The organism is Trichocoleus sp. ST-U2, assembly GCF_039961875.1.
Taxonomy (GTDB): domain Bacteria; phylum Cyanobacteriota; class Cyanobacteriia; order Cyanobacteriales; family FACHB-T130; genus FACHB-T130.
On record NZ_JAMPJY010000013.1, the window covers coordinates 71,827 to 92,943 of the forward strand.

General features: G+C 48.3%; 14 protein-coding genes and 1 tRNA gene. 8 read left to right on the top strand and 7 right to left on the bottom strand.

Annotated elements, in window-relative coordinates; all coding sequences use genetic code 11:
- Positions 1 to 178: 178 nt before the first annotated feature.
- Positions 179 to 2,353, bottom strand: a complete 2,175-nt coding sequence (locus NC996_RS11335) for a phosphodiester glycosidase family protein (protein WP_242037725.1) — start codon at positions 2,351 to 2,353, stop codon at positions 179 to 181.
- 799 nt (positions 2,354 to 3,152) lie between these two features.
- Here NC996_RS11335 and NC996_RS11340 point away from each other — a divergent pair.
- The gene (locus NC996_RS11340) at positions 3,153 to 7,805 is read left to right on the top strand and encodes a glutamate synthase-related protein (RefSeq protein ID WP_190690302.1); all 4,653 of its coding nucleotides are present in this window, start codon (positions 3,153 to 3,155) and stop codon (positions 7,803 to 7,805) included.
- Positions 7,806 to 8,042: 237 nt separating this feature from the next.
- Here NC996_RS11340 and NC996_RS11345 read toward each other — a convergent pair whose 3' ends face one another.
- The 4 genes from NC996_RS11345 to NC996_RS11360 all read right to left on the bottom strand — a co-directional run bounded on the left by NC996_RS11345 (position 8,043) and on the right by NC996_RS11360 (position 12,781).
- Complete coding sequence (locus NC996_RS11345) at positions 8,043 to 9,020, bottom strand: polysaccharide deacetylase family protein (RefSeq protein WP_339380555.1); 978 nt, start codon at positions 9,018 to 9,020, stop codon at positions 8,043 to 8,045.
- 357 nt (positions 9,021 to 9,377) lie between these two features.
- Complete coding sequence (locus tag NC996_RS11350) at positions 9,378 to 10,964, bottom strand: bifunctional pantoate--beta-alanine ligase/(d)CMP kinase (RefSeq protein ID WP_190690305.1); 1,587 nt, start codon at positions 10,962 to 10,964, stop codon at positions 9,378 to 9,380.
- 177 nt (positions 10,965 to 11,141) lie between these two features.
- A complete protein-coding gene (locus tag NC996_RS11355) occupies positions 11,142 to 12,317 on the bottom strand; it encodes a septal ring lytic transglycosylase RlpA family protein (RefSeq protein ID WP_242037726.1) in 1,176 nt (391 codons plus the stop codon).
- 305 nt (positions 12,318 to 12,622) lie between these two features.
- Positions 12,623 to 12,781: a hypothetical protein gene (locus NC996_RS11360; protein WP_190415379.1), complete on the bottom strand. Its 159-nt coding sequence runs from the start codon at positions 12,779 to 12,781 to the stop codon at positions 12,623 to 12,625.
- On the opposite strand from NC996_RS11360, the gene purM reads away from it, so the two are divergent.
- Complete coding sequence (purM, locus tag NC996_RS11365) at positions 12,780 to 13,832, top strand: phosphoribosylformylglycinamidine cyclo-ligase (RefSeq protein WP_190690312.1); 1,053 nt, start codon at positions 12,780 to 12,782, stop codon at positions 13,830 to 13,832. The two genes, NC996_RS11360 and purM, sit on opposite strands and share 2 nt — an antisense overlap.
- Before the next feature lie 2 nt (positions 13,833 to 13,834).
- Here purM and NC996_RS11370 read toward each other — a convergent pair.
- A tRNA-Cys gene (locus NC996_RS11370) sits at positions 13,835 to 13,906 on the bottom strand.
- A 360-nt stretch (positions 13,907 to 14,266) separates the two neighbouring features.
- On the opposite strand from NC996_RS11370, the gene cpdA reads away from it, so the two are divergent.
- From cpdA to NC996_RS11395, 5 genes are all read left to right on the top strand, one after another.
- Positions 14,267 to 15,064 (top strand): 3',5'-cyclic-AMP phosphodiesterase, encoded by a 798-nt coding sequence (cpdA, locus tag NC996_RS11375; protein WP_190415375.1) that lies wholly within the window; start codon positions 14,267 to 14,269, stop codon positions 15,062 to 15,064.
- A 251-nt stretch (positions 15,065 to 15,315) separates the two neighbouring features.
- On the top strand, positions 15,316 to 16,212 hold the full coding sequence (locus NC996_RS11380; protein WP_190690316.1) for an ATP-binding protein: 897 nt from the start codon (positions 15,316 to 15,318) through the stop codon (positions 16,210 to 16,212).
- Positions 16,205 to 16,411, top strand: a complete 207-nt coding sequence (locus NC996_RS11385; RefSeq protein WP_190690319.1) for a hypothetical protein — start codon at positions 16,205 to 16,207, stop codon at positions 16,409 to 16,411. Before NC996_RS11380 ends, NC996_RS11385 begins: the two co-directional genes overlap by 8 nt.
- Positions 16,412 to 16,419: 8 nt before the next feature.
- A complete protein-coding gene (locus NC996_RS11390) occupies positions 16,420 to 16,626 on the top strand; it encodes a hypothetical protein (protein ID WP_190690322.1) in 207 nt (68 codons plus the stop codon).
- Complete coding sequence (locus NC996_RS11395) at positions 16,626 to 16,991, top strand: hypothetical protein (RefSeq protein ID WP_190690326.1); 366 nt, start codon at positions 16,626 to 16,628, stop codon at positions 16,989 to 16,991. Before NC996_RS11390 ends, NC996_RS11395 begins: the two co-directional genes overlap by 1 nt.
- A 184-nt stretch (positions 16,992 to 17,175) precedes the next feature.
- Here NC996_RS11395 and NC996_RS11400 read toward each other — a convergent pair whose 3' ends face one another.
- Positions 17,176 to 17,883, bottom strand: coding sequence for a hypothetical protein (locus NC996_RS11400; protein WP_190690329.1), 708 nt, complete (start codon positions 17,881 to 17,883; stop codon positions 17,176 to 17,178).
- Positions 17,884 to 18,007: 124 nt separating this feature from the next.
- Here NC996_RS11400 and NC996_RS11405 point away from each other — a divergent pair, with 124 nt between their 5' ends.
- The gene (locus NC996_RS11405) at positions 18,008 to 20,686 is read left to right on the top strand and encodes a GAF domain-containing protein (protein ID WP_190690332.1); all 2,679 of its coding nucleotides are present in this window, start codon (positions 18,008 to 18,010) and stop codon (positions 20,684 to 20,686) included.
- Positions 20,687 to 21,117: the final 431 nt, after the last annotated feature.

Here is a 21,117-nt window from a genome sequence, read left to right on the forward strand (position 1 = left end):
ATGGACAATTGTAGTGAGCGATCGCTGACACATTGAGGGAATCTTTGCCAAACATAGCAAATCAAACCAGGCTGTTGTAACCGTAAACTACTGAATCCTCGCAATCTACATCAAGTCTTCATAGAAGTTTTAACGGTTGACAAATTGGCTAAATCGTAAAAAAATCCTAAATCAGCGACTACCGGGTGGGCTGGAAGAAGATACCAAGACCGTTGTGAACGCGGGCGGCACTGGAGGGAGGGCGATCTAGGAGCTGCCCCCCTAAGTAGAGGCTGGTAGAGCTGCCCCCGTCGAGGTTGAGGGCGTCAATGATACCCATTTTTTGCATCAGGGCAGCCATTTCTCTCAAGGTAGGCCCAGTTCCACCAACGCGATTGTGAACGGCAACAATCATTAGGTTGCCGTCTGCGGTCGTTCCAATTGCACTGCGAATTGCGGCTTGCTTATCGAAAGCGTCGCTAAATTGCTCGCCTTTGGCATTCAGCACAATTTGCCGATTTTGCAACAAAAGGGGACCAGCACCAACAATGTGCGGGTAGCGGTTAAAGTCAGCAGGGACAGTAGCTCCCTCTACCCATACTTTCGTACCAAGCGGGAGAGAACTGGCTGGTCCTCGGTTGGCGCGTAGGGTGAGTAAGAAACCATTGCGGGGAATGGGAAATGCAGTTTTCCCTGCAATCCCTCCGGGTAGAAGGCTCGTGACTTGGTTGTTCTGAACAACGGCAATGATTTCATCATCAATGAGAGGCGTGTAGGTTGCTCCCCACTCCGGGGTATAGCGGGAAATGCCTGCCTTGACGTAGCCACTGTTGAGGAAAAGAATTGGCAACCGCGCACCCGTTGCGGTCATTAAAGTTTCTTGGAGTGCCAGACGCCCAATTTTTACTGCTCCCGTATCATTCCAGGCGATCGCGCCTCGATTCAGAATCGGCCCGGATAACCAGCGCCCATCCCGCCGAATTGCGCCTAAAGGTAGCTGGTTCTTGCGATTAAAAAAGCCCCCGTTGACTGCCGCCGAGGCGTGCCACATCTGGGCTGTCTCGCTCAGGGGAGCGACTCCCACCATCTTGGAAGGATGGCTCCAGATCGGTTTCATTTTAAAAAAGGGCAAGTTGACATCCCCCTGAAGACGGGGATTCAATATCAGTCCGACCACCGGAAATCGGGAAGAACCCAAACTCACATACTGCTGTTTCCAGCGGATTCCTTTCGCCCAAAGAATATCTCGCTCTACCATCGCCTCTGGTAGAAAATCGATAACCAATCGATTCGGGTTGGGTAGGGAGGAAAAGCGAGGAGACAGACCGGCTGGAATGTTGATACGGATTTGGGTTTGGTTCTGAATTGATTCCACCACTGGAGTCGGTAATTTCGAGCGATGGGGAAGTGGAACTATCGAGGGAATCTCTCCTTCTGTTTCCCTGTCCTTCTCTGCGACCTTCCCTTGCTTCGGAGCCTGTAGCAGCGGTACTGGAGCGGAAGAAAAACGCTGGAGGAGAGCGGGAGTAGCCACTGCATCCATTGTGACGACTAATTCTTCACCCTCTTTTCTCACTTGCCACGGCGTCGGACGATCGATCTCGATCGTCATGCGCGAACCCCTCGGTTGCAGTGCTGGTTGAATATCTGCCACTTGCGCTGGCTTAGAGGAAATCAAGAGCTTGGTGCCCTTTACCTCCATCTTCCAACCGGCTCTCTGGGCGAAATCAGTAATATCTAGATAGCGATACGACCCCACTGCCTGCGTCGCCAACCTTAGCGGCTCTGTTGCCGGTTGGGAAAACCACTGTACCGGCTGTGTGGTGACATCTCCAGTATTTAAAAGCTCTACCCCCAATGTTTGACTCATTCCGGCGTCGCTAATTCCGGTACGGACAGACTCTCCTACCCGCCACTGACTCCAAGTGGCTGGCAAGGTGCGCCCGTTGATAGAAACTTGATAACCCAACCGAGAAATCTGAGGCGATGCTGAAGGCACCAACGCCTGTGTGGTTAGGGGCAATTCCGGTGCCGGTAATTTTTGAAGCTTCCCAGTGGGAGCTGCAACAGGCAACGCTTGACTGGGCAACTTGTTGGGCCTGCTGAGAGCGGCATAAAACTGTAATCCTTTGGGGGGGAGCTTGTGGGGGGCTACAGGTATCTGCTTGGCAGTCGGTGGTGCTATCTGGCTCTTTTCTTCGCTCTCCCGTGCCTTTAACACTGGCTCTTTAGTGCTTCCGACCGGGGAAGAAGTCGCCATGTAAACTGAGAGGGCAATAATGGACGGGAGCGAGAAAGCGATTAGGCGACCGGGGGCAATTATGCCCGCCACACCATCGAACGTCTCACTCTGTGACGTCGTTCTCCTGATCATTCGACAACATCAATAAAAATAGGGCGGCTCTTCTGTAGGGGCGTATTTGCCATACACCTGGATAGCGCTGGATGCGTGTCTACAGAGTCACGACTTCTAAAATAACTCAGCGCGTCAGCAGCACAACTATCAAAAAACAATGACTTTATCTTCTCAAGCCTGCTTTTTTAGCTTCATAATAAAAAGCATAACCGCAGGGTTCGGCAAGACGCTTTATTCAACAACTCAATAGGGCGAAGCATTCGCTCTCAAAGTAGCGGCTAAAAACATAGCCCAGTCTAGACTTGGTGTTGACGATAGCCCCTACAATTTGTTTGTCCTGGCTCTATGTCTTGGGGTCGCTTACCAGTCCCTTGACCAGCGTCGGGGATTTATATTAGGCGTCATTAAAAAATGATAAGATGTCTAATCCGTCACTCTTGCAGGCTGCTGGGATAGGAATCGGGTTAGAACGAGGTTCTTAGCAGCACCTTGCGGGAAGCGATCGCTCTGACAACCAGTTTTGTCACCCTTGGCTCTAGCGCAAAAAAGCAGAAAAAGTAGTAATGTCATTCAGTTGCAGCCTTCATAGTCAAATGGCATCTATATCTAGATAAGTATCTAGATAAGTCAGGCTTTGGAGGCATCACCTAGTCTCGGCGAGAGAAGACTGAAATGAGTGTTTAAATACATTGACGACGAGTTTTGTCATCGTTTGACAATTTTTAATCCTGTTGTTTAGTAAAGTCTTGCCACAGGGTTAGCAACCTGAGAACGGGAAATTTGTATCAGTAAGTAAAGGAAAAACGTGGATCAGCTCATGGAGAACAGGAGTGTGAATGATAATCATCAATTACAGGGAACGCTAAAGGGGGCAGAAACCTCTCCTGGCCCGCGATGGTTGGTAGAGGAACGCGATGCCTGCGGCGTCGGCTTCATCGCCAATCCGCAGGGAACGCCAGAGCATGAATTAGTCGAGAAGTCTTTATCTGCCCTGGCTTGTCTGGAACACCGGGGCGGTTGTAGTGCTGACCAGGATTCTGGGGATGGAGCCGGTTTGATGACCGCCATTCCGTGGGAACTGTTGGGTGAATGGTTGGCAACTCAAAGCATAGAAATGCCCCCGACTCAGCAGACAGGGGTGGCAATGGTATTTTTACCCCAAGATACCGAAGCTGCCAGCAGAGCCAAGGACATTGTTCGGAAAACTCTCGAACAGGAAGAATTAACTGTCTTGGGATGGCGAGAGGTGCCAGTACAGCCCCAGGTGCTGGGGATACAGGCAAAAGAGAACCAGCCACGAATCGAGCAGCTGATCTGTACCTCGACCCATTTACAGGGCGATGAACTGGAACGAAAGTTGTATTTGGCTCGCTGCCGTATCGGCAAGGCACTCAAAGCCAATAGCGACCTCGATTTAGAATGGTCGGAAGATTTTTACGTCTGTTCGTTCTCTAGCCGCACCATCGTTTATAAGGGCATGGTGCGCTCCGCCGTGCTGGGAGAATTTTATACAGATTTAAAAAATCCAGTTTATAAGAGCGCCTTTGCGGTCTATCACCGCCGCTTCAGCACCAACACCCTGCCCAAATGGCCTCTAGCCCAACCAATGCGGCTTTTGGGGCACAACGGCGAGATTAATACGCTGTTGGGAAATATTAACTGGATGATGGCACGAGAGGCAGAGCTGAAGCACCCGCTTTGGGGAGAACGCATCAACGACCTCAAGCCACTCGTTCATCTCGATAATAGCGACTCGGCAACTCTTGATAACGTACTAGAGTTACTGGTACGCACGGGTCGGAGTCCTCTGGAAGCCTTGACGATTATGGTGCCAGAGGCGTACCAAAATCAGCCGGAATTGTTGGAGCGTCCAGAAATTGTTAATTTTTATGAATATTACAACGGGCTTCAGGAACCTTGGGATGGCCCAGCACTGCTAGTATTCAGCGACGGGAAAAAAGTAGGGGCGACCCTCGACCGCAACGGTCTGCGACCGGCTCGATACAGCATCACGCGGGATGGCTACGTCGTCGTCGCTTCCGAAGCCGGTGTAGTCGATTTGCCCGAAGCAGAGATTCTGGAAAAAGGTCGCTTGGGGCCAGGTCAAATGATCGCCGTTGACCTGGAAACCCACGAAGTTCAAAAAAATTGGGAGATTAAGGAACGGATTGCGGCTACCCATCCTTATGGAGAGTGGCTAGCGTCTCACCGACAAAATCTAGCAGCGGAGCCTTTTGCACCAGAACCAAAGCTGGATAATCAAACCTTGCTGCGCCAGCAAATTGCCTTTGGCTACACCACTGAAGATGTGGAAATGATCATTGAGGAAATGGCGTCTTCTGGAAAAGAACCGACATTTTGCATGGGAGATGACATTCCCCTCGCAGTGCTGTCAGAAAAGCCGCATTTGCTTTATGACTATTTCAAGCAGCGCTTCGCCCAGGTGACAAATCCGCCAATTGACCCCCTGCGCGAAGGCATGGTGATGTCGCTATCGGTTTCTCTGGGTAAGCGGGGAAATCTCTTGGAAGTGAAACCAGAGTATGCCCGGTTGCTGAAGTTAGAGTCTCCGGTTCTGAATGAAGCACAACTAGAGCAAATCTGCGCTTCTTCTTTCGAGACAGAGCAGTTCTCAACGCTGTTTGAAATTGAGAAAGGGCCAGAAGGGCTAGAGGCAGCGGTTAGAAGCTTATGCGAAGCAGCGGCTCAAGCCGTCCGTGCTGGGAAAGAAATAATCATTCTAAGCGATCGCATCGCCAGTGGTATCAGCGCTGAATCTAGCTATATTCCACCGCTCTTAGCTGTAGGGGCAGTACACCACCACTTGATCCAGCAGGGTCTGCGGACGAGGGCATCTCTAATTGTCGATACCGCTCAGTGCTGGAGTACCCACCACTTTGCTTGTCTAATTGGCTACGGTGCTTCTGCGGTTTGTCCTTATCTATCTCTGGAAACCGTGCGTCATTGGTGGAGCGATAGCAAAACCCAAAATATGATGCAGCGGGGCAGAATCAAGAGTATTAGCTTAGAGCAGGCTCAAAAAAATTACTGCAAAGCCGTAGAAGCTGGGTTGTTGAAAATTCTCTCAAAAATGGGGATTTCTCTGCTGTCTAGCTATCAAGGGGCACAAATTTTTGAGGCAATTGGCATTGGAGGAGATTTACTGAAGCTCGGCTTTGCGGGGACGGCGTCGCGCCTCGGTGGCTTGAGCGTAGCAGAACTTGCCCAAGAAGTGATGTCCTTCCATTCGGCGGCGTTCCCAGAAGTGCCGCGCAAAAAGCTGGAGAACTGTGGCTTTGTGCAGTACCGTCCGGGGGGCGAGTACCACATGAACAGCCCAGAAGTTGCCAAGTCGCTGCATCAGGCGGTGAAGAATCCGCAGTACGACCACTACGAAGTTTATCAAAAGCACTTGCAAGGGCGACCCGTAACGGCGCTCAGAGATTTGCTGGATCTAGAAAGCGATCGCGCCCCCATTCCACTGGCAGAAGTAGAGCCAGTCGAGGAAATTTTCAAGCGTTTCGCTACAGGTGGGATGTCTCTAGGGGCATTGTCGCGGGAAGCGCACGAAACCCTCGCGATCGCCATGAACCGCATCGGCGGTAAATCCAACTCTGGTGAAGGCGGCGAAGACCCAGTTCGTTACAAAGTCCTCGATGATGTCGATGAAATGGGTCATTCCCAGGTATTGCCACATCTGAAAGGGTTAAGGAATGGGGATACGGCTTCTTCTTCGATTAAGCAGGTTGCTAGCGGTCGCTTTGGCGTCACCCCTGAGTACCTGATGAGCGCCAAGCAAATTGAAATCAAAATCGCTCAAGGTGCCAAGCCGGGAGAAGGCGGTCAGCTACCGGGGACAAAAGTTAGCCCTTACATCGCCATGCTGCGCCGTTCCAAGCCTGGGGTGACGTTGATTTCGCCGCCGCCGCACCACGATATCTATTCCATTGAAGATTTGGCGCAGTTAATTTTTGACTTGCACCAAATTAACCCGAAAGCGGGAGTATCGGTGAAGCTGGTAGCAGAAGTTGGCATCGGTACCATCGCGGCTGGGGTCGCCAAAGCAAATGCCGATATTATCCAGATATCCGGTCACGATGGGGGTACGGGCGCTTCTCCGCTGTCGTCGATTAAACACGCCGGAAGCCCTTGGGAACTGGGGTTAACCGAAGTGCATCGCGTCCTCATGGAAAACAGCTTGCGCGATCGCGTGATTCTGCGAGTAGACGGTGGCTTTAAGAGTGGCTGGGATGTCGTTATTGCCGCTTTAATGGGCGGAGAAGAATACGGTTTCGGCTCAATTGCTATGATTGCCGAAGGCTGCATTATGGCGCGGATTTGTCATACCAATAACTGCCCTGTAGGCGTAGCTTCTCAGCAAGAAAACTTGCGGAAGCGCTTCCCCGGAATGCCAGAACACGTCGTCAACTTCTTCTACTTTGCGGCAGAAGAAGTGCGGAGTCTCTTGGCACGGTTGGGATATCGGTCGCTCAACGACATCATTGGTCGAGCCGACCTCTTGAAGGTGCGCCCAACGAAACTCACCAAGACACAGGCGCTGAATCTAGATTGCCTGACCCGTCTTCCCGATACCCGCGAAGACCGTTCCTGGTTGGTTCACGAGGCCGTTCATAGCAATGGCTCGGTTTTGGACGATCAATTGCTCAACGACCCGGAAGTTAAGGATGCGATCGCAAATCAGTCGAGCGTGACCAAAGCTGTAACCGTAGTAAATACAGACCGGACGGTTGGGGCAAGAATTGCGGGAGTGATCGCGTCTCAATATGGAAACACCGGCTGGAGTGGCAGTCTTACCCTCAACTTCCAAGGCAGTGTGGGTCAAAGTTTTGGTGCCTTCAACCTCCCTGGCATCACCCTCAACCTGGAAGGTGAGGCAAATGATTACGTAGCCAAGGGGATGCATGGTGGCGAAATTGTCATCAAGCCGCCCCAGTCAGCCACCTACGATCCAGCCCAGAACGTGATTGTCGGCAACACCTGTCTCTACGGTGCCACAGGCGGCATTATGCTTGCCAATGGTCAAGCCGGTGAGCGCTTTGCCGTTCGCAATTCTAAGGGCATGGCGGTGATCGAAGGTGCAGGCGACCACTGTTGCGAATACATGACTGGCGGCGCGATTGTCGTCTTGGGCAGAGTCGGACGCAATGTGGGCGCGGGGATGACCGGGGGTTTAGCTTACTTCCTCGATGAGGATGGCAGCTTTACATCGAAGGTAAACCCAGAAATTGTCAAGCTGCAACGAGTCAGGACACCTGCCGGTGAGCAACAACTCAAAGAGCTGATTGAGCTGCACGCCGAACGTACAGGTAGCCAGAAAGCGAAAGATATTTTAGCCAACTGGGCTGAGTCTCTAGCCAAATTTTGGCAAGTTGTGCCTCCTTCCGAGGCTGATTCTCCAGAAGCCAATCCTGAAGCAACACCAGAAAAGGTGCTTAGCTCGGTGCAGTAAGCACTAAAAAGTGAAGGGGAACTATCGGGTTCCCCTTACCAGCATCATAGAGAAGAAATTTTCTCTATAAATTCTATAAATGCCGCTACATCGTACAGGTCAGCAGTAATGAAAGTGATGATTGATGAGTGAAAATAAATTTCTTTAATTCAAGACTCACCACTCAAAACTTAAAACTTTTTCCCAATCACCAGCCACCTCTGTATCGTGCCTGAAAAGAGGAAATATTCTCTTCCCTTATTCAGGTTTTGGAACAGCCGATTGAACTTTTGGAGGAACTCGTTTAGCAGCGGCTGCCAACTTAACTTCTTTGTCTTGCATCTCCATCAGTTCTGGCACAGTAACAAACCTGTAGCCACGCTTTTTGTATTCGGTGATTAGTTGGGGTAAAGCCCGCACCGTATGGTCTCGATTGCCTCCGCCGTCGTGCATCAGGACAATTCCGCCTGGTGTGATTCCAGTTAGCGCGTGCTTGATGAATAATGGCACCGAAGGACGGCTATAATCTCTTGAATCAGAAGACCACATCACAACCGCGTAGTTCTTCTTATGGGCGTAGGCGGCTAATCCGTTTTTAAGATGACCACCGGGTGGACGAAATAGAGTTGTCTTGATGCCTGTAGTTTGATAAATCATGTCGGATGTACGGTCAATTTCACTGGAAGCTCCAGTTTCATTGAAGCGATGGTAAAGGTGGCTCCAAGTGTGATTGCCGATCGCGTGACCATCCAGGGAAACTTGACGCGCCAAATGGGGAAAATTTTTCACGTTCTTCCCCACCATAAAGAACGTTGCCTTGATGTTATTTTTCTTGAGGATTTCCAGCACTTCCAACGTGCTTTTAGGCCAAGGTCCGTCATCAAATGTCAGGGCGATAACTTTCTCTTTGCTGCTGAGTGTTACTTCCTGAAAGGTTTTGCCCTGAAATTGCGTAGGTACAGAAACCATCAGGCGTCTGTCTTGTGCCTCCTGTTCCAATCGAGAGAATACCTTTACAAATGCCTCATCTCGCTGTGCCTTTAAAGCTTGGATATCAATGCCACTTTTTTCGGGGGTGTGATGCCCCATTTTTTCAGTAGGGGATAGAAGAATTTCTGGATCGCTACCTTGTGGGTTTACTGGCAACATGAGACCAGCAATAAAACTACTAGCAGCCGCAGCCAGAGCAATTAATGTTGTTTTTTCCCGCCAGAGAAATCTGTCATACTTTGCCACGTTAAGTCCCCTCCACTCCTCCTTTCATCCGGGCGGCAATTCATCTGCCGCCATTTCCAGACACCATGCTTCTCAAAAATTTTTTCACAACTAGCGGCGCAACTTGCGCGAGCAAGACTGCTAGCTAGAGGACGTGCGTCTAGTGCCCTTTGTTCATCTCTAGAATCTCTGTCTAGAGCGCTAAAAGCTAGAAACTATATCATTTATCGTTAAATTGCTTATTTTTTGTACAGGGCAGTGAAGTCTGCCCTGTTGCAGGCTACAGCAGAATACTCACCAACCAGAAGTTAATCCGGGTTAAAGTTAGTTTTTACTGACCTTGTATTTTTGTTAAACCGTACATTCAGAAAGCAGCCGCTAGACAGGCACAGACAGCCTTTGATGATAAAGGCTGACAATTTGTGCAGTGACTTCGGCTATGCTCAGACCGTCGGTTTGGATCTCGATGGCATCGGCTGCCTTTCGCAGGGGTGCCAAGGCGCGGGTGCTGTCGCGGGTATCGCGTTCTTGAATGTCCCGTTCTAACTGCTCTAAACTGACTTCTGGCTGAGCTTGGTTTTTCAGGTCTTGCTGACGGCGTTGCGCCCGTGCGTGAGCGGAGGCGGTTAAGAAGATTTTGAGTTCCGCATCCGGGAAAACGTGGGTGCCAATGTCGCGTCCTTCGGCGACGACGCCTCCTTTTACTCCCCAGCGCTGCTGTTGTTTTACGAGTTCTCGGCGGACGTAGGGTTGAGCAGCGATCGCTGATACTTGAGCCGTGACTTCTCGCGAGCGAATTGCCTGGGTGACTTCCCGATCGTGAATCCAAACCCGCACTGGCGTCTGGAGGTCGTCACTGGTGCTTAGCTGAATCTGAGAACCACTCGCTAATTCGGCGATCGCGGGTTCATCTTTGACGCTGGTTCCTGATTCCAGAACCAGCCAAGTCAGGGCGCGGTACATCGCCCCGGTGTCTAAATAAAGTAGTCCTAAAGACTGGGCAACCGTGCGGGCTACGGTCGATTTTCCTGCTCCGGCAGGGCCATCAATCGCCAGAATCGGCTGGCGATCGCGCAAAGTTACATTATCAATCAAACGGGTTGTTCCTAGCCGCGCCGCGATGCTTAACAGTCCCGCCTCGTCAACTTTTTCCAATCGCATGAGAGTTGTTGGGTGAACCAGTTCAATATACTCGATCTGTACCTCTGGGACGAGTGCAAATTCCTTTTGAGCTGCCTCAATGAGAACAATGCGATCGCGATCTCCCGATTTAAATTTCTTCTGCGCTTGCTGTAAGCCGCGATACAAGACAGACGCCTGTTCTTTCTGTTCAGCACTTAGATACTGATTGCGGGACGAGAGTGCCAGTCCCGACGCCTCCCTGACGATGGGACACCCGATAATCTCTACCGGCAAATTGAGATCCGCCACCAGACGCCGGATAATCGCCAGTTGCTGGGCATCTTTCTCGCCAAAATAAGCATGAGTCGGTTGTACCAGGTTCAATAGCTTCGCCACCACTGTCGCCACTCCCTGAAAGTGTCCGGGACGAGAGCGACCGCACAACAATGAGGTCATGCTCTCCGGTGGAACTACCTGAGTTAAGTCATTGGGAATGGGTAATTGGGAATCGGGAACAGGCGCAAGCGTCCTTTCCACATTCCTCATTCCGTACATTTCTTCAGGAGCGGGGGCAAAAATCGCATCTACCCCCGCTTGTTCGCACAATTGCCAATCCTGCTCTAGCCGACGAGGATATTGTTGAAAATCCTCTGTCGGGCCAAACTGTAACGGATTTACGAAGATGCTGACGATGACCCGATCGTTGTCGCGTCGAGCGTGTTGGATTAAGCTAAGATGCCCTGCGTGCAATGCTCCCATTGTCGGTACAAAACCGATTTTCAAGGGATGCCGGTATAAATCCAAGTAGCAGTGCAATCCAGCAGTTGTCGTAAACAGGCGCACCAAACCCCCCTTTTTTGGTTGTTAGTGGTTAGTAATTGGTTTTCGAGCAACTAACTACTAACCACTAACACTACTCTCTGCCCAGTAGTCTATCTCCAGAAAAGAGGATTGGGCGTTTTAGGTGAACAGGAGGTTCAATGTCAAGAGTCTGGGCTTAACACCTTTGTGGCTAAAAGTTTAGTTGTCATCAACTGCTACCTTCTGCGGTTTGCCCAGAATTTCTACACGCACGGGTGCCACACCACTGCTGATCATGCCTAGAACTCTAGCAGCCCCGGCTGACACGTCAATGATCCGACCCCGGATAAAAGGCCCGCGATCGTTGATTCGCACGACGACAGAACGCCCGTTGTTTGTGTTAGTCACGCGCACTTGGGTTCCGAAAGGTAAGGTACGGTGAGCCGCGGTCATTGCATTCTCATTAAATCTTTCACCGCTGGCACTTTGAGTGCCATTGCCCGCGTAACCATACCAGGATGCCATGCCCTTAAGCTCGGAGATGACTGGTCTGTAGGCAATGGCGTTCGATGGTTGTTGCACGACGCGCGATCGCTCGTTCGCGACTCTGGAAGCGCTAGGGCGCTTGGCAATCTGGCGCGGCTTGGGCTTAGATGTGGGTACACCTGCAATTGCCCGTAGCGGCGGCGCGTTCCCCATCAGGCGTCTCAGCCGATTAGTTGCTTGTAAGGCATCGGTGGCAATGTTACGAGTGGTGTCGGGCAATCTTGTTTTCCCGTTTACCTCCACCAGTTCCTCGCCATTCACTTTAATGCTGTAGTTGCTCTTGTCACCATTCCAAACGACCGCGATCGCTTTCGCATCCACTTGATCTCGGCTCAACTGATTCAGCTTCGCAGCAACAGCAGTGGCTCGCCAAACCGGATCGTCTTGAGAAGTGTTGGCATCCGCTTGACGCGACCCGTCTGAAGTTCTCTGGGTTTCCCCTACTTTCGTGCTTTCTGCGGGAGCTTGACGGGAGCCGAGAAAGGTTAAGACTGGAATACTGCGGACATAGAGTGTTGCTGCCTGATACCCGTTTAAGTCATGGGGAAGAATTTTAGCAACAACCGCCCGATCCATTGCGCTTGGACAAGGTTTTACTAAGCAACGGAGCGCGGCTTGGGACTGGTATTCTCCCAATTTGACACTGTCAGTCGGCTGAAGGTTTGACGGTGTTGAGAGTAAGGGCGACGAGACTGCTTGCCGAAGGTTATTTTTAGTCACTCTCGATTTGCTTGTCTGTTGCGCCTGAGAAACACGGGATTCGGAAGCTTGGTTAACCCCCTTGATTGACTCCGCATAACTAGATGTAGTCGTACCCAGGAGGGCAGTCGTTAAAAGGGTTGCAAACATTCCGAAACAAAATCTTTGGTTCATAGAGTCCTTGTGAAAAGTACTGGGAGGTCGAGCTTAGAGCCAAATGCCAGTGGTAGCGCCAGACGGCTCATTTGCCCAATCGATAACTCGTACTCGTTCTGTGTTCACCCTGGTCTGTGGAACTGCAACAGACTACCATGAAGTTTTTGAAAAGGGGATCGGGGATTTCCTCTAGGAAGCAACAACTTTATGAAACCTTCACACAGTAATTTCCGAAAAAATGCGGTTATGATGTTGAAGTCAATATGGTTTGAGACAAAAATCAGGTTTCCGGAACTTTATCAGAACTTCACAAACGAGGAAGCCAGTTTGTGAATAATTGGTGAAGCAATCGGGGCATAGTGCTGCCCAACGGTACAAAATTGCGATCGCTGTCCTATCTGTCGCGTTAGCCAAGTAAAATACGTCTCTTGATCGCTGCTGAACAGGTTTGAATTCATGGATTATCGAGACGCTGGTGTAGATGTTGAGGCGGGGCGGAGTTTTGTAGAGAAAATCCGCAGTTTGGTGCAAAGTACGCACCGCTCAGAAGTATTGGGTGGTTTAGGCGGCTTTAGTGGTTGGTTTCAGTTGCCAACTGGATACAAAGAGCCGGTTTTGGTTTCAGGGACGGATGGCGTAGGCACCAAGCTAAAACTCGCCCATCAGCTCAACTTTCACCACACCGTGGGAATTGACCTTGTAGCAATGTGCGTCAACGATGTGTTGACGTGTGGTGCAGAACCGTTATTTTTTCTAGATTATTTAGCCACAGGGCAACTAAACCCAGAGCAGCTGACTCAGGTGGTTGATGGCATCGCTGCGGGATGTCGTGAGTCGGGGTGTGCCCTACTGGGAGGAGAAACCGCAGAAATGCCGGGTTTTTACCAACTGGGCGAGTATGACTTGGCGGGTTTTTGTGTGGGGATTGTGGAAAAGAGCCAGATATTGGATGGTTCTCAGGTACAAGAGGGAGATGTGGCGATCGCTCTTGCCAGTCAAGGTCTCCACAGCAATGGTTTTAGTCTGGTGCGGAAGATTGTTGAACGTAGCGGCGTTGACTTGCACGCCTCCCCAACCGATGTCAGGGGGGAAGGCTTTGCGCCCTTAGACGGTAAGAATTTTGGGGAAGTTTTATTAACTCCCACCCGGATTTACGTCAAACCCGTTTTAGCAGCACGGAAGGCTGGGCTTGACATTCATAGCATGGCTCACATCACGGGTGGCGGCTTGCCAGAAAACTTACCTCGCTGTATTGGTGCCAATCTATCCATCCAGATCGATCTTCAATCGTGGGAGATTCCACCTATTTTTAACTGGCTTGCTGACGCTGGTGAAGTCAAACCCGCCGATATGTTTAATACTTTCAATATGGGCATCGGTTTTGTAGTCCTCGTGCCCCCAAACCAAGCCGACCAAACCATCAGCTGGTTTGAATCCCAAAATATCCCCGCCTATGCCATCGGCAAAGCGATCGCTGGTAGCGGGGGTCTGATTGGAATCCCAGATTAAAAAGGCGGCACCCGGATTTGAACCGGGGGATAAAGGTTTTGCAGACCTCTGCCTTACCACTTGGCTATGCCGCCGCAATTGCAGATTCTTAGTATACCAAAATTTTTTCCGGACGCATTGACTCTGTACGAATTGGAAGACTAGTCGCTATATTCAAAGCTGATGCAGGTTATCTGATGTGATGACGATCACAGGAACGGGGTTCCTAGATCGCAAGTCTTTGATGATCTGAAACGCTAATCTAATACGAATCTCCAAATGTAAGTGGATTTACGGAATGGTTGACGTTCGCCTACTGCTGGGGAAGTTCGTCAGCTTTGGTTATCTCTAAGCGGAGAATCGCCTTGGTTTGACCAAAAACAGCCATCTGGGTGTACTGACTTGCTAAGTATTTTTTTGAGCAGCGACCAGAATACCTTTTCATTACAGAAACTATGACTCAAGCCAACCCGCTTCTGATTGCTCAAATTACAGACATTCACTTGTTCGCAGATACCAAAAAGGAATTGCTAGGGCTTCCTACTGCCAAGTCTTTTGATGTAGTTTTAGAGCAATTGCACCGAATGTGCCCTCAGCCGGATTTGCTATTGCTAACAGGAGATTTGTCCCAAGATGGTAAGCCGCAATCTTACACGCGGTTGGCAGAACTGCTGAGTCCTCTGGGAATTCCTACTTACTGGCTACCAGGCAACCATGACCAACCATTGGTCATGCAAGAGGTATTAAATGAGGCTCCGATTTGTCCGGAGAAGTCGTTTGAAGCGGGAGGGTGGCAGTTTTTATTGCTCAATTCTCACGTACCAGGTTGCGTCTATGGCAAACTATCTTCAGAAAGCTTAGTTTGGCTAGACCAGCAGCTACAGCGTGCAGATAAACGTCCTACCCTAATTGCTTTACACCATCCCCCTTTTGTTGTCGATTCCGATTGGCTGGATGGCAGTTCATTACAAAATTCAGAGGAACTATTTGCTGTCATCGATCGCCATTCTCAGGTGCGGTTGGTTGTTTTTGGTCATATTCATCAAGAATTTTATCGGCGGCGCGGTGAGGTTCATTACTTGGGTAGTCCCTCTACGTCAATTCAGTTTGAACCGCATAGCCACCAGTTTTCCTTAGATGAGGAAGCGCCAGGATTTCGTTTATTTAATCTGTATCCAGATGGCAGGATTGAAACTAGGGTGGAACGGGTTGCTTACGCGCATGAGTTGGATTTGGCAGCTACTGGTTATTAGGATAGAAGTTGGTATTTTTAAAAACCCGTTTTCTTGAAGAAAACGGGTTTTTTTTGACGCGATCGCGCTTCCAAGCGATTATTTTTACTGACAATAGTTGCGCGATCGGTGCAACATAAGTGAAAATACTGAGCCGTCATTCACTAAGAAGGGAGTATCTTGAAATAGCGCTCGCTACCAGGACTGAGCAGCTACTAGCAATGTAAAGTAGCAGAAGGAAAGTTTCAAAATTTTGAGAGTACGCCATTGATATGAGCAGTATTGTTAAAAGCTCTAGTGGATTATTGCAATCAACCCACGCCGACATCAAGCGAAAAATTGCTCATCAACAGTTGTTCGGGTTAGATAACTTACAAAAGTATCTATTTCGTTTTTGTAAGGTTATAGTGACTGCTGATAACTCTGAGCTAAGTCATTTCAGCCTTTATGATCTTGCCGCATCTGTTTTACTCTACGGGCCACCCAATACAGGTAAAACAAGTCTGTGTTACTTACTTTTTGATCAGATCAAGCAAGAAGTTACTAATGACATAAACTTTTATGCGCTTAATATCGGTGGATTGCTTGACCCTGCTTTGGGTCAGTCCTCACGTAACCTAGAGCAGATATTTCAAGATTTAAGAAATAGCTGTTCAGATGGAACATCAGTGTTTTTAGTATTGGATGAGCTAGATGCTTTCTGTATGAGTCGTAGCCGCACCCAAGAGCATGATGCTGTTCGGCGAACGATGACCACTTTAATGCTGGAGCTTGATAAACTTCAGCCATCCACAAGCCAGCGTTTTTTAGTATTTGGAATTACTAACGTACCCCATCTATTGGATACAGCAGTAGTGCGTAGATTTGCTTTAAAGCAGGCGGTTGATGCGCGGTTATCCTGGCATGACTTCAAATCATATCTTGACTATCTGAATAAGCCCATTAAATATGAACCAAAAGAAGAAGATATTAAAAAACTTTACGACATTTATAATAAGTGTGATTATACTACAGGAGATATAAAATCTCTTTATAAAGTATTATTTTTTGAGGCAATGTGTGCAGAAGAAGTTGTGTCTATGAAAGATCGAATTTTTGAACTTTTTGAAAAAGGTTTTTCAACCCGTCAACATTTAGCGGAGACATACAAGGAGCTATCTAATGACTGACGAGGACAAGATGATCTACAAGCTTACAGTACACAGAAATTTTATTGGGTGGGTTATTGATAAGTTAAAAGAAGAAGGGATTTTAGCCCAAAGAACGACGGGGAATGACTCAAAGGGAGATATTTTGCTTATTAATCCTGATGAGGTTCCACGAGTAAAAGAAATAATCCGCCAGATTCAAAGTGAGTATAATAGTTAGGTAGGTTCATGCCACATATAGAAATTAAGACAAAAAAGAATATCTATCCAGGGGAAGCCCAGAAAATGATCGACAAACAAACTGTTATTGGGGTTCTTACTACAGGAACAATTTCTGCTAAAGCTAAAGAATTGTTTGATAATGCAGGTATAGCTTGGGCTGAGAATTTTCCAGAGAAGGAGTTTATGGAGTCAGAGGCTCAGGAGGAAGGCTAATGTTAGATATCAGCTTCTATCCAAAAAATGGTTATCCACCGTACACTGTAGAAGTATCAGAAGACAGTTACGAGTGGTTAGCAAAATCTGATTTTTCTAAAATAGGTACATCTGTAATAAGAAAAATACAGATAGAAGGAGAAGAGGAAAACTTACGTGTACTTCAGTTAGGTAAAGAGAATCGCAAGAAGCTAAGAATTTTTTTACTTGAGGCAATTAGTCAGGAAAGTGATGCCGTACTCAATCAGCTTGGAGATTCTCCTTCAAAACAAGAGTATCAAAATGCAACTTACCGTTTGAGGAAGCTGCAAGAATTACGAAAGTGTGTGGAAAACGAAAAGTATCAGTATCTTCAAAGAGTATAAATTAGTATCAAAAATACGCAAAAAAACGTGCGCTCGCTTCCTATTAGACAAGAAGCGAGCGCTTTATTATTAATCTCCAGTCGCAAAGGCACGTAACTGGCACTGATTACTCCTCGATTTCACAAAGACGAACGATATTTCAAAAGGTGATAGATAAAGCAATTTTGAGCGATTTTGCAGGAGTTTATTCGCTGGCTTGCCAATGCACGAAAGGACGCCCAGATGCCACAGTTTTAGAAACAATCTTGGTATAGCCAGGAACCCAATCGAGATTCACGCGAAAATAGACTTTACCATTGCGAAACTCGAAGCTATAGGAGTGTAAATCTGGAGAACTTGCCTGACCGACGCAGGAGGCATAAGCTTCTTGCAGTGGAGCTTCATATTCCACAAACGTATTGCCTGAAGACGAAATTTTCCCATTACTAGCGATCGCTTTCGTGTCAGCGACAACTGTATGATCGGCAGCACCTTCAGAAGGTAACAAGACTGTCCAAAGTCCGACTGATGCGGGACACGTTCCTGATTGCTGTTCTACAGTCAATTGCTGGTTGGGTTGTTCTGAAGACACATCGGATGCTGGCTGAGCTAACGTCGAAGTAGATGTATTCAGCAGCAACGCAGACAAAATTCCTAAAGTGGTCGCGAATTGTACGGGTTGAAAAGGGGGAATTTTGGAGAGGAGTTTTTGGGGAATTAAAGTCGTTAGTGCCATTTGAAGTGCCTGCCAGCGTCTCAAGTGAAGAGCCTCTATAAATAGGATCGCTTGGCGCAGGCGCGATCGCCCTCCTACAGATTGGTTAACCCGATCGGGTGATAGATCCGTATTTTTTCGGAAATCGGAAAGATAAATCTTGAAGATTAGATGATGAATTTGTTCCCAATTCATCATTTTTAATGATGCTTCTGGAAAATTCATTCTTCTGACTACTGCCTTTGGCTTTCAACCCATCAAAAGACTTTTATCGACGCGAAGGATGAAAGCCTCCACTGCAATCGAACAAAAGGGTTAAAGAGTGAACAAAACCATAAGTCAGAGTCAAAAAATTCCCTATCCAGAAGAGCGTGTTTCCACTAGACTGTATGCGAAAACTAGCCCCATGTATTGCTCTAATCTCCTACAAAGTGTGGCGGAAGCGACTCACCAACTGCTGACGAATCGCGATTTTGCAGTCGGCGTGAATCAAGCTTTAGCAACTCTAGGCAGAGTAACGGGGGTGGATCGAGCTTATATTTTTGAGATTCATCCTCATCCAGAAACCCGTGAATTAGCCTTTAGCCACCGATTTGAATGGACAAAAGAGTTTGTAACGCCTCAAATTCACAATCCCAATTTACACAACCAGGCATTAGCGGCTTGTCGCATCAGTCGGTGGTACGAAGATTTGCAAGCTGGGAAGGCAGTTCGGGGTTTAATTCGCGAACTTCCAAATGGCGAACGGGAAGTTTTGGCAAACAAGCAAATTTCCTCTATATTAGTTGTCCCAATTTCTTGCAATGGAAAACTTTGGGGCTTAATTGGCTTTGACGATCGCCGCTACGCTCGCCAGTGGTCAAAGGATGAGGAAGCTTGTTTGATAACGATGGCAGCAAGTTTCGGGAAAGCGATCGCTCATCAGCAAACGACTGAAACTCTACGGCAGAGCGAATTACGGCTGCAACAAATTACCGCTAACGTACCGGGGATGATTTTTCAGTTCCTTCAGCGTTCGGATGGTTCCCAGGCTTTACCCTATGCCAGTTCCGGTTGCCGCGAACTGTTTGAATTAGAGCCGGAGGCGATTCAGGCAAATTGTGGCAAGGAGTTAATTTATCCCGACGACCGCGAGGCTTATGAACAATCCATCGCGGTTTCGGCTGTGACACAGCAACCTTGTAAATGGGAAGGTCGGATTCAGACTCCCAGTGGCAAAATTAAGTGGATTCAATGCGCTTCTCGACCAGAGAAGCAACTCAATGGCGATATTCTCTGGGATGGGTTGGTAATGGATATTACCGACCGAAAGCGGGCTGAGGAGGCGCTGCGAAGTTCAGAGGAGAAGTTCGCATCCTCTTTTCGTTCCAGTCCTGACTCGATAACGATTAGCACCCTCAAAGAAGGGCGATACATTGATGTCAACGAAAGTTTTCTCCATCTTTCAGGTTTCCAACGCCATGAAATTATTGGTCATACGACATTGGAATTAAATATCTGGGTAAATCCAGAAGACCGCATCAAAGTTATCCAGCAGGTACAGGAAGAAGGTGCTGTTCGCAACCAGGAATTCGAGTTTCGCAACAAGTCCGGAAAGGTAATAATAGGGCTTTTCTGTGCCGAAATCATCGACTTGGAGGGTGAGCCATGTTTGCTGACAATTGGGAACGATATCACTGAACCCAAGCAGGCAGAAATGAGGCAGCGCTTGGTGCAAGAACGCGATCGCTTGTTGGCAGAAATGGCGCTGCGAATCCGCAAATCGCTGGATTTAGACGAAATTTTTAACACTACGGTGGCAGAAGTCCGGTCGTTTCTGAAAGCCGACCGCGTCTTCATCGCTTCCGATACGACGGGAAAAGGCAGGGTAATGGCTGAATCTGTAGAACCCAATTACCCGCCGATTATGAACTGGGTACTTGACGATCGAAGTTCCCTGGAGGAGATGCGAACCTTGTTTGAGGCGAATCAGGTTCGAGTCGTTGAGGATACAACCCAAGCGATGGTTCACCCAGCGATCGCATCCTATTACCGCGATTATCACGTCAAAGCCGCCGTGGCTGTCCCAATTCGCGTGAAAGGCGATCGGTTATTGGGTGCATTAATTGTTAATCAATGCAGTGGAGCGAGGCGCTGGGAACCGATCGAGATTGATTTGCTAGAACAATTGGGAAACCAAGTTGCGATCGCCATTCAGCAATCTTGCCTCTTCCAACAAGTACAGGAACTCAATACCAACTTAGAATGCCAAGTTCGGGAACGTACCGCTCAACTAGAGCAAAAAATCCAGGAAGTTCAAGAACTATACGAACTGAAGGATGTCTTCCTCCATGCCGTTTCCCACGACCTGCGGACGCCGCTCACCGGCTGGTTACTGGTGTTGCAGAATTTGTTAACAGCGCATGGTAACGAACAAAAGACAATTTCAGTGTCTCGCTCAATTTTAGAGCGGATGATTCAAAGTAGCGATCGCCAACTCCGCTTGATTAACTCCCTGTTAGAAGTTCACACCAGCGAAGTGCGAGGTTTTGTCTTGCAGCGCGAACCAGTTCAACTTAACTCTCTCATTCAAGAGATTGTTGAGGATTTTGAGCCGTTGTGTGTCAAAAATCAGGCAATTCTGATCGATCAAATTCCTTCTGAACTGCCCACAGTGAACGCCGATCCGCTTCAGATGCGGCGTGTGTTTGAAAATCTACTCACGAATGCTTTTAACCATAACCCACCCGGACTCAGGATGATTCTTAGGGCGACCGTTGAAGAACAGACGATTCGCTGCACTATTGAAGATAACGGTGTTGGGATGAATCCAGAACAATGCGATCGCGCCTTTGAACTTTATGCCCGTGGTTCGCAAGCACGACGCTCAACGGGTATTGGTTTGGGATTATATCTTTGTCAACAGATTGTACAAGCTCACGGTGGCAAAATTGGCGTGACTAGTTCTCCAAAAGCTGGTGCAACCTTCTGGTTTACTTTACCTTTTGCAATGTCACCATAAACAGAAAGATGTTATTAGTCTAAGAGCTGTTTTATGCCTGCTTACTAGACCAATCTGATTTAATTTATAAGATGCTAGTCCTTTAGATACCCAACTTCTTAGAGAAGTTGGGTATTTCGTCTTCAATCCAACCGAGAAACGCAATAATAGGACTCTTGTACTGACTAGATTCCTATGCTGACTAGATAAAGATGCCAGATGAATGAATCCTGGTACATCCTTAACGATGGCTACTAACCAATAACTAAAGCATGGTTAAGAATCACCCGATTGGGTGATTCGCTAAAAGAAGGTTAAATGTATGGTTTCCTCTTAAATTAGAAAATAAACCTTTGAGCGATCGCTCAATCGGTGAAGATAATTGAAAATCAAGTCTTGCTTGTTATCGTGGCAGCAAAATTATTACTTTTGATAGAAAAAAAAGATTAGAC

What these genes read in the sequence shown, in the direction of transcription:
- NC996_RS11335 (WP_242037725.1), bottom strand. Translation starts at nt 2,353, where the DNA reads ATGATCAGGAGAACGACGTCACAGAGTGAGACGTTCGATGGTGTGGCG.
- NC996_RS11340 (WP_190690302.1), top strand. Translation starts at nt 3,153, where the DNA reads ATGGAGAACAGGAGTGTGAATGATAATCATCAATTACAGGGAACGCTA.
- NC996_RS11355 (WP_242037726.1), bottom strand. Translation starts at nt 12,317, where the DNA reads ATGTTTGCAACCCTTTTAACGACTGCCCTCCTGGGTACGACTACATCT.
- purM (WP_190690312.1), top strand. Translation starts at nt 12,780, where the DNA reads ATGGATTATCGAGACGCTGGTGTAGATGTTGAGGCGGGGCGGAGTTTT.
- NC996_RS11360 (WP_190415379.1), bottom strand. Translation starts at nt 12,781, where the DNA reads ATGAATTCAAACCTGTTCAGCAGCGATCAAGAGACGTATTTTACTTGG.
- cpdA (WP_190415375.1), top strand. Translation starts at nt 14,267, where the DNA reads ATGACTCAAGCCAACCCGCTTCTGATTGCTCAAATTACAGACATTCAC.
- NC996_RS11380 (WP_190690316.1), top strand. Translation starts at nt 15,316, where the DNA reads ATGAGCAGTATTGTTAAAAGCTCTAGTGGATTATTGCAATCAACCCAC.
- NC996_RS11385 (WP_190690319.1), top strand. Translation starts at nt 16,205, where the DNA reads ATGACTGACGAGGACAAGATGATCTACAAGCTTACAGTACACAGAAAT.
- NC996_RS11390 (WP_190690322.1), top strand. Translation starts at nt 16,420, where the DNA reads ATGCCACATATAGAAATTAAGACAAAAAAGAATATCTATCCAGGGGAA.
- NC996_RS11395 (WP_190690326.1), top strand. Translation starts at nt 16,626, where the DNA reads ATGTTAGATATCAGCTTCTATCCAAAAAATGGTTATCCACCGTACACT.
- NC996_RS11400 (WP_190690329.1), bottom strand. Translation starts at nt 17,883, where the DNA reads ATGATGAATTGGGAACAAATTCATCATCTAATCTTCAAGATTTATCTT.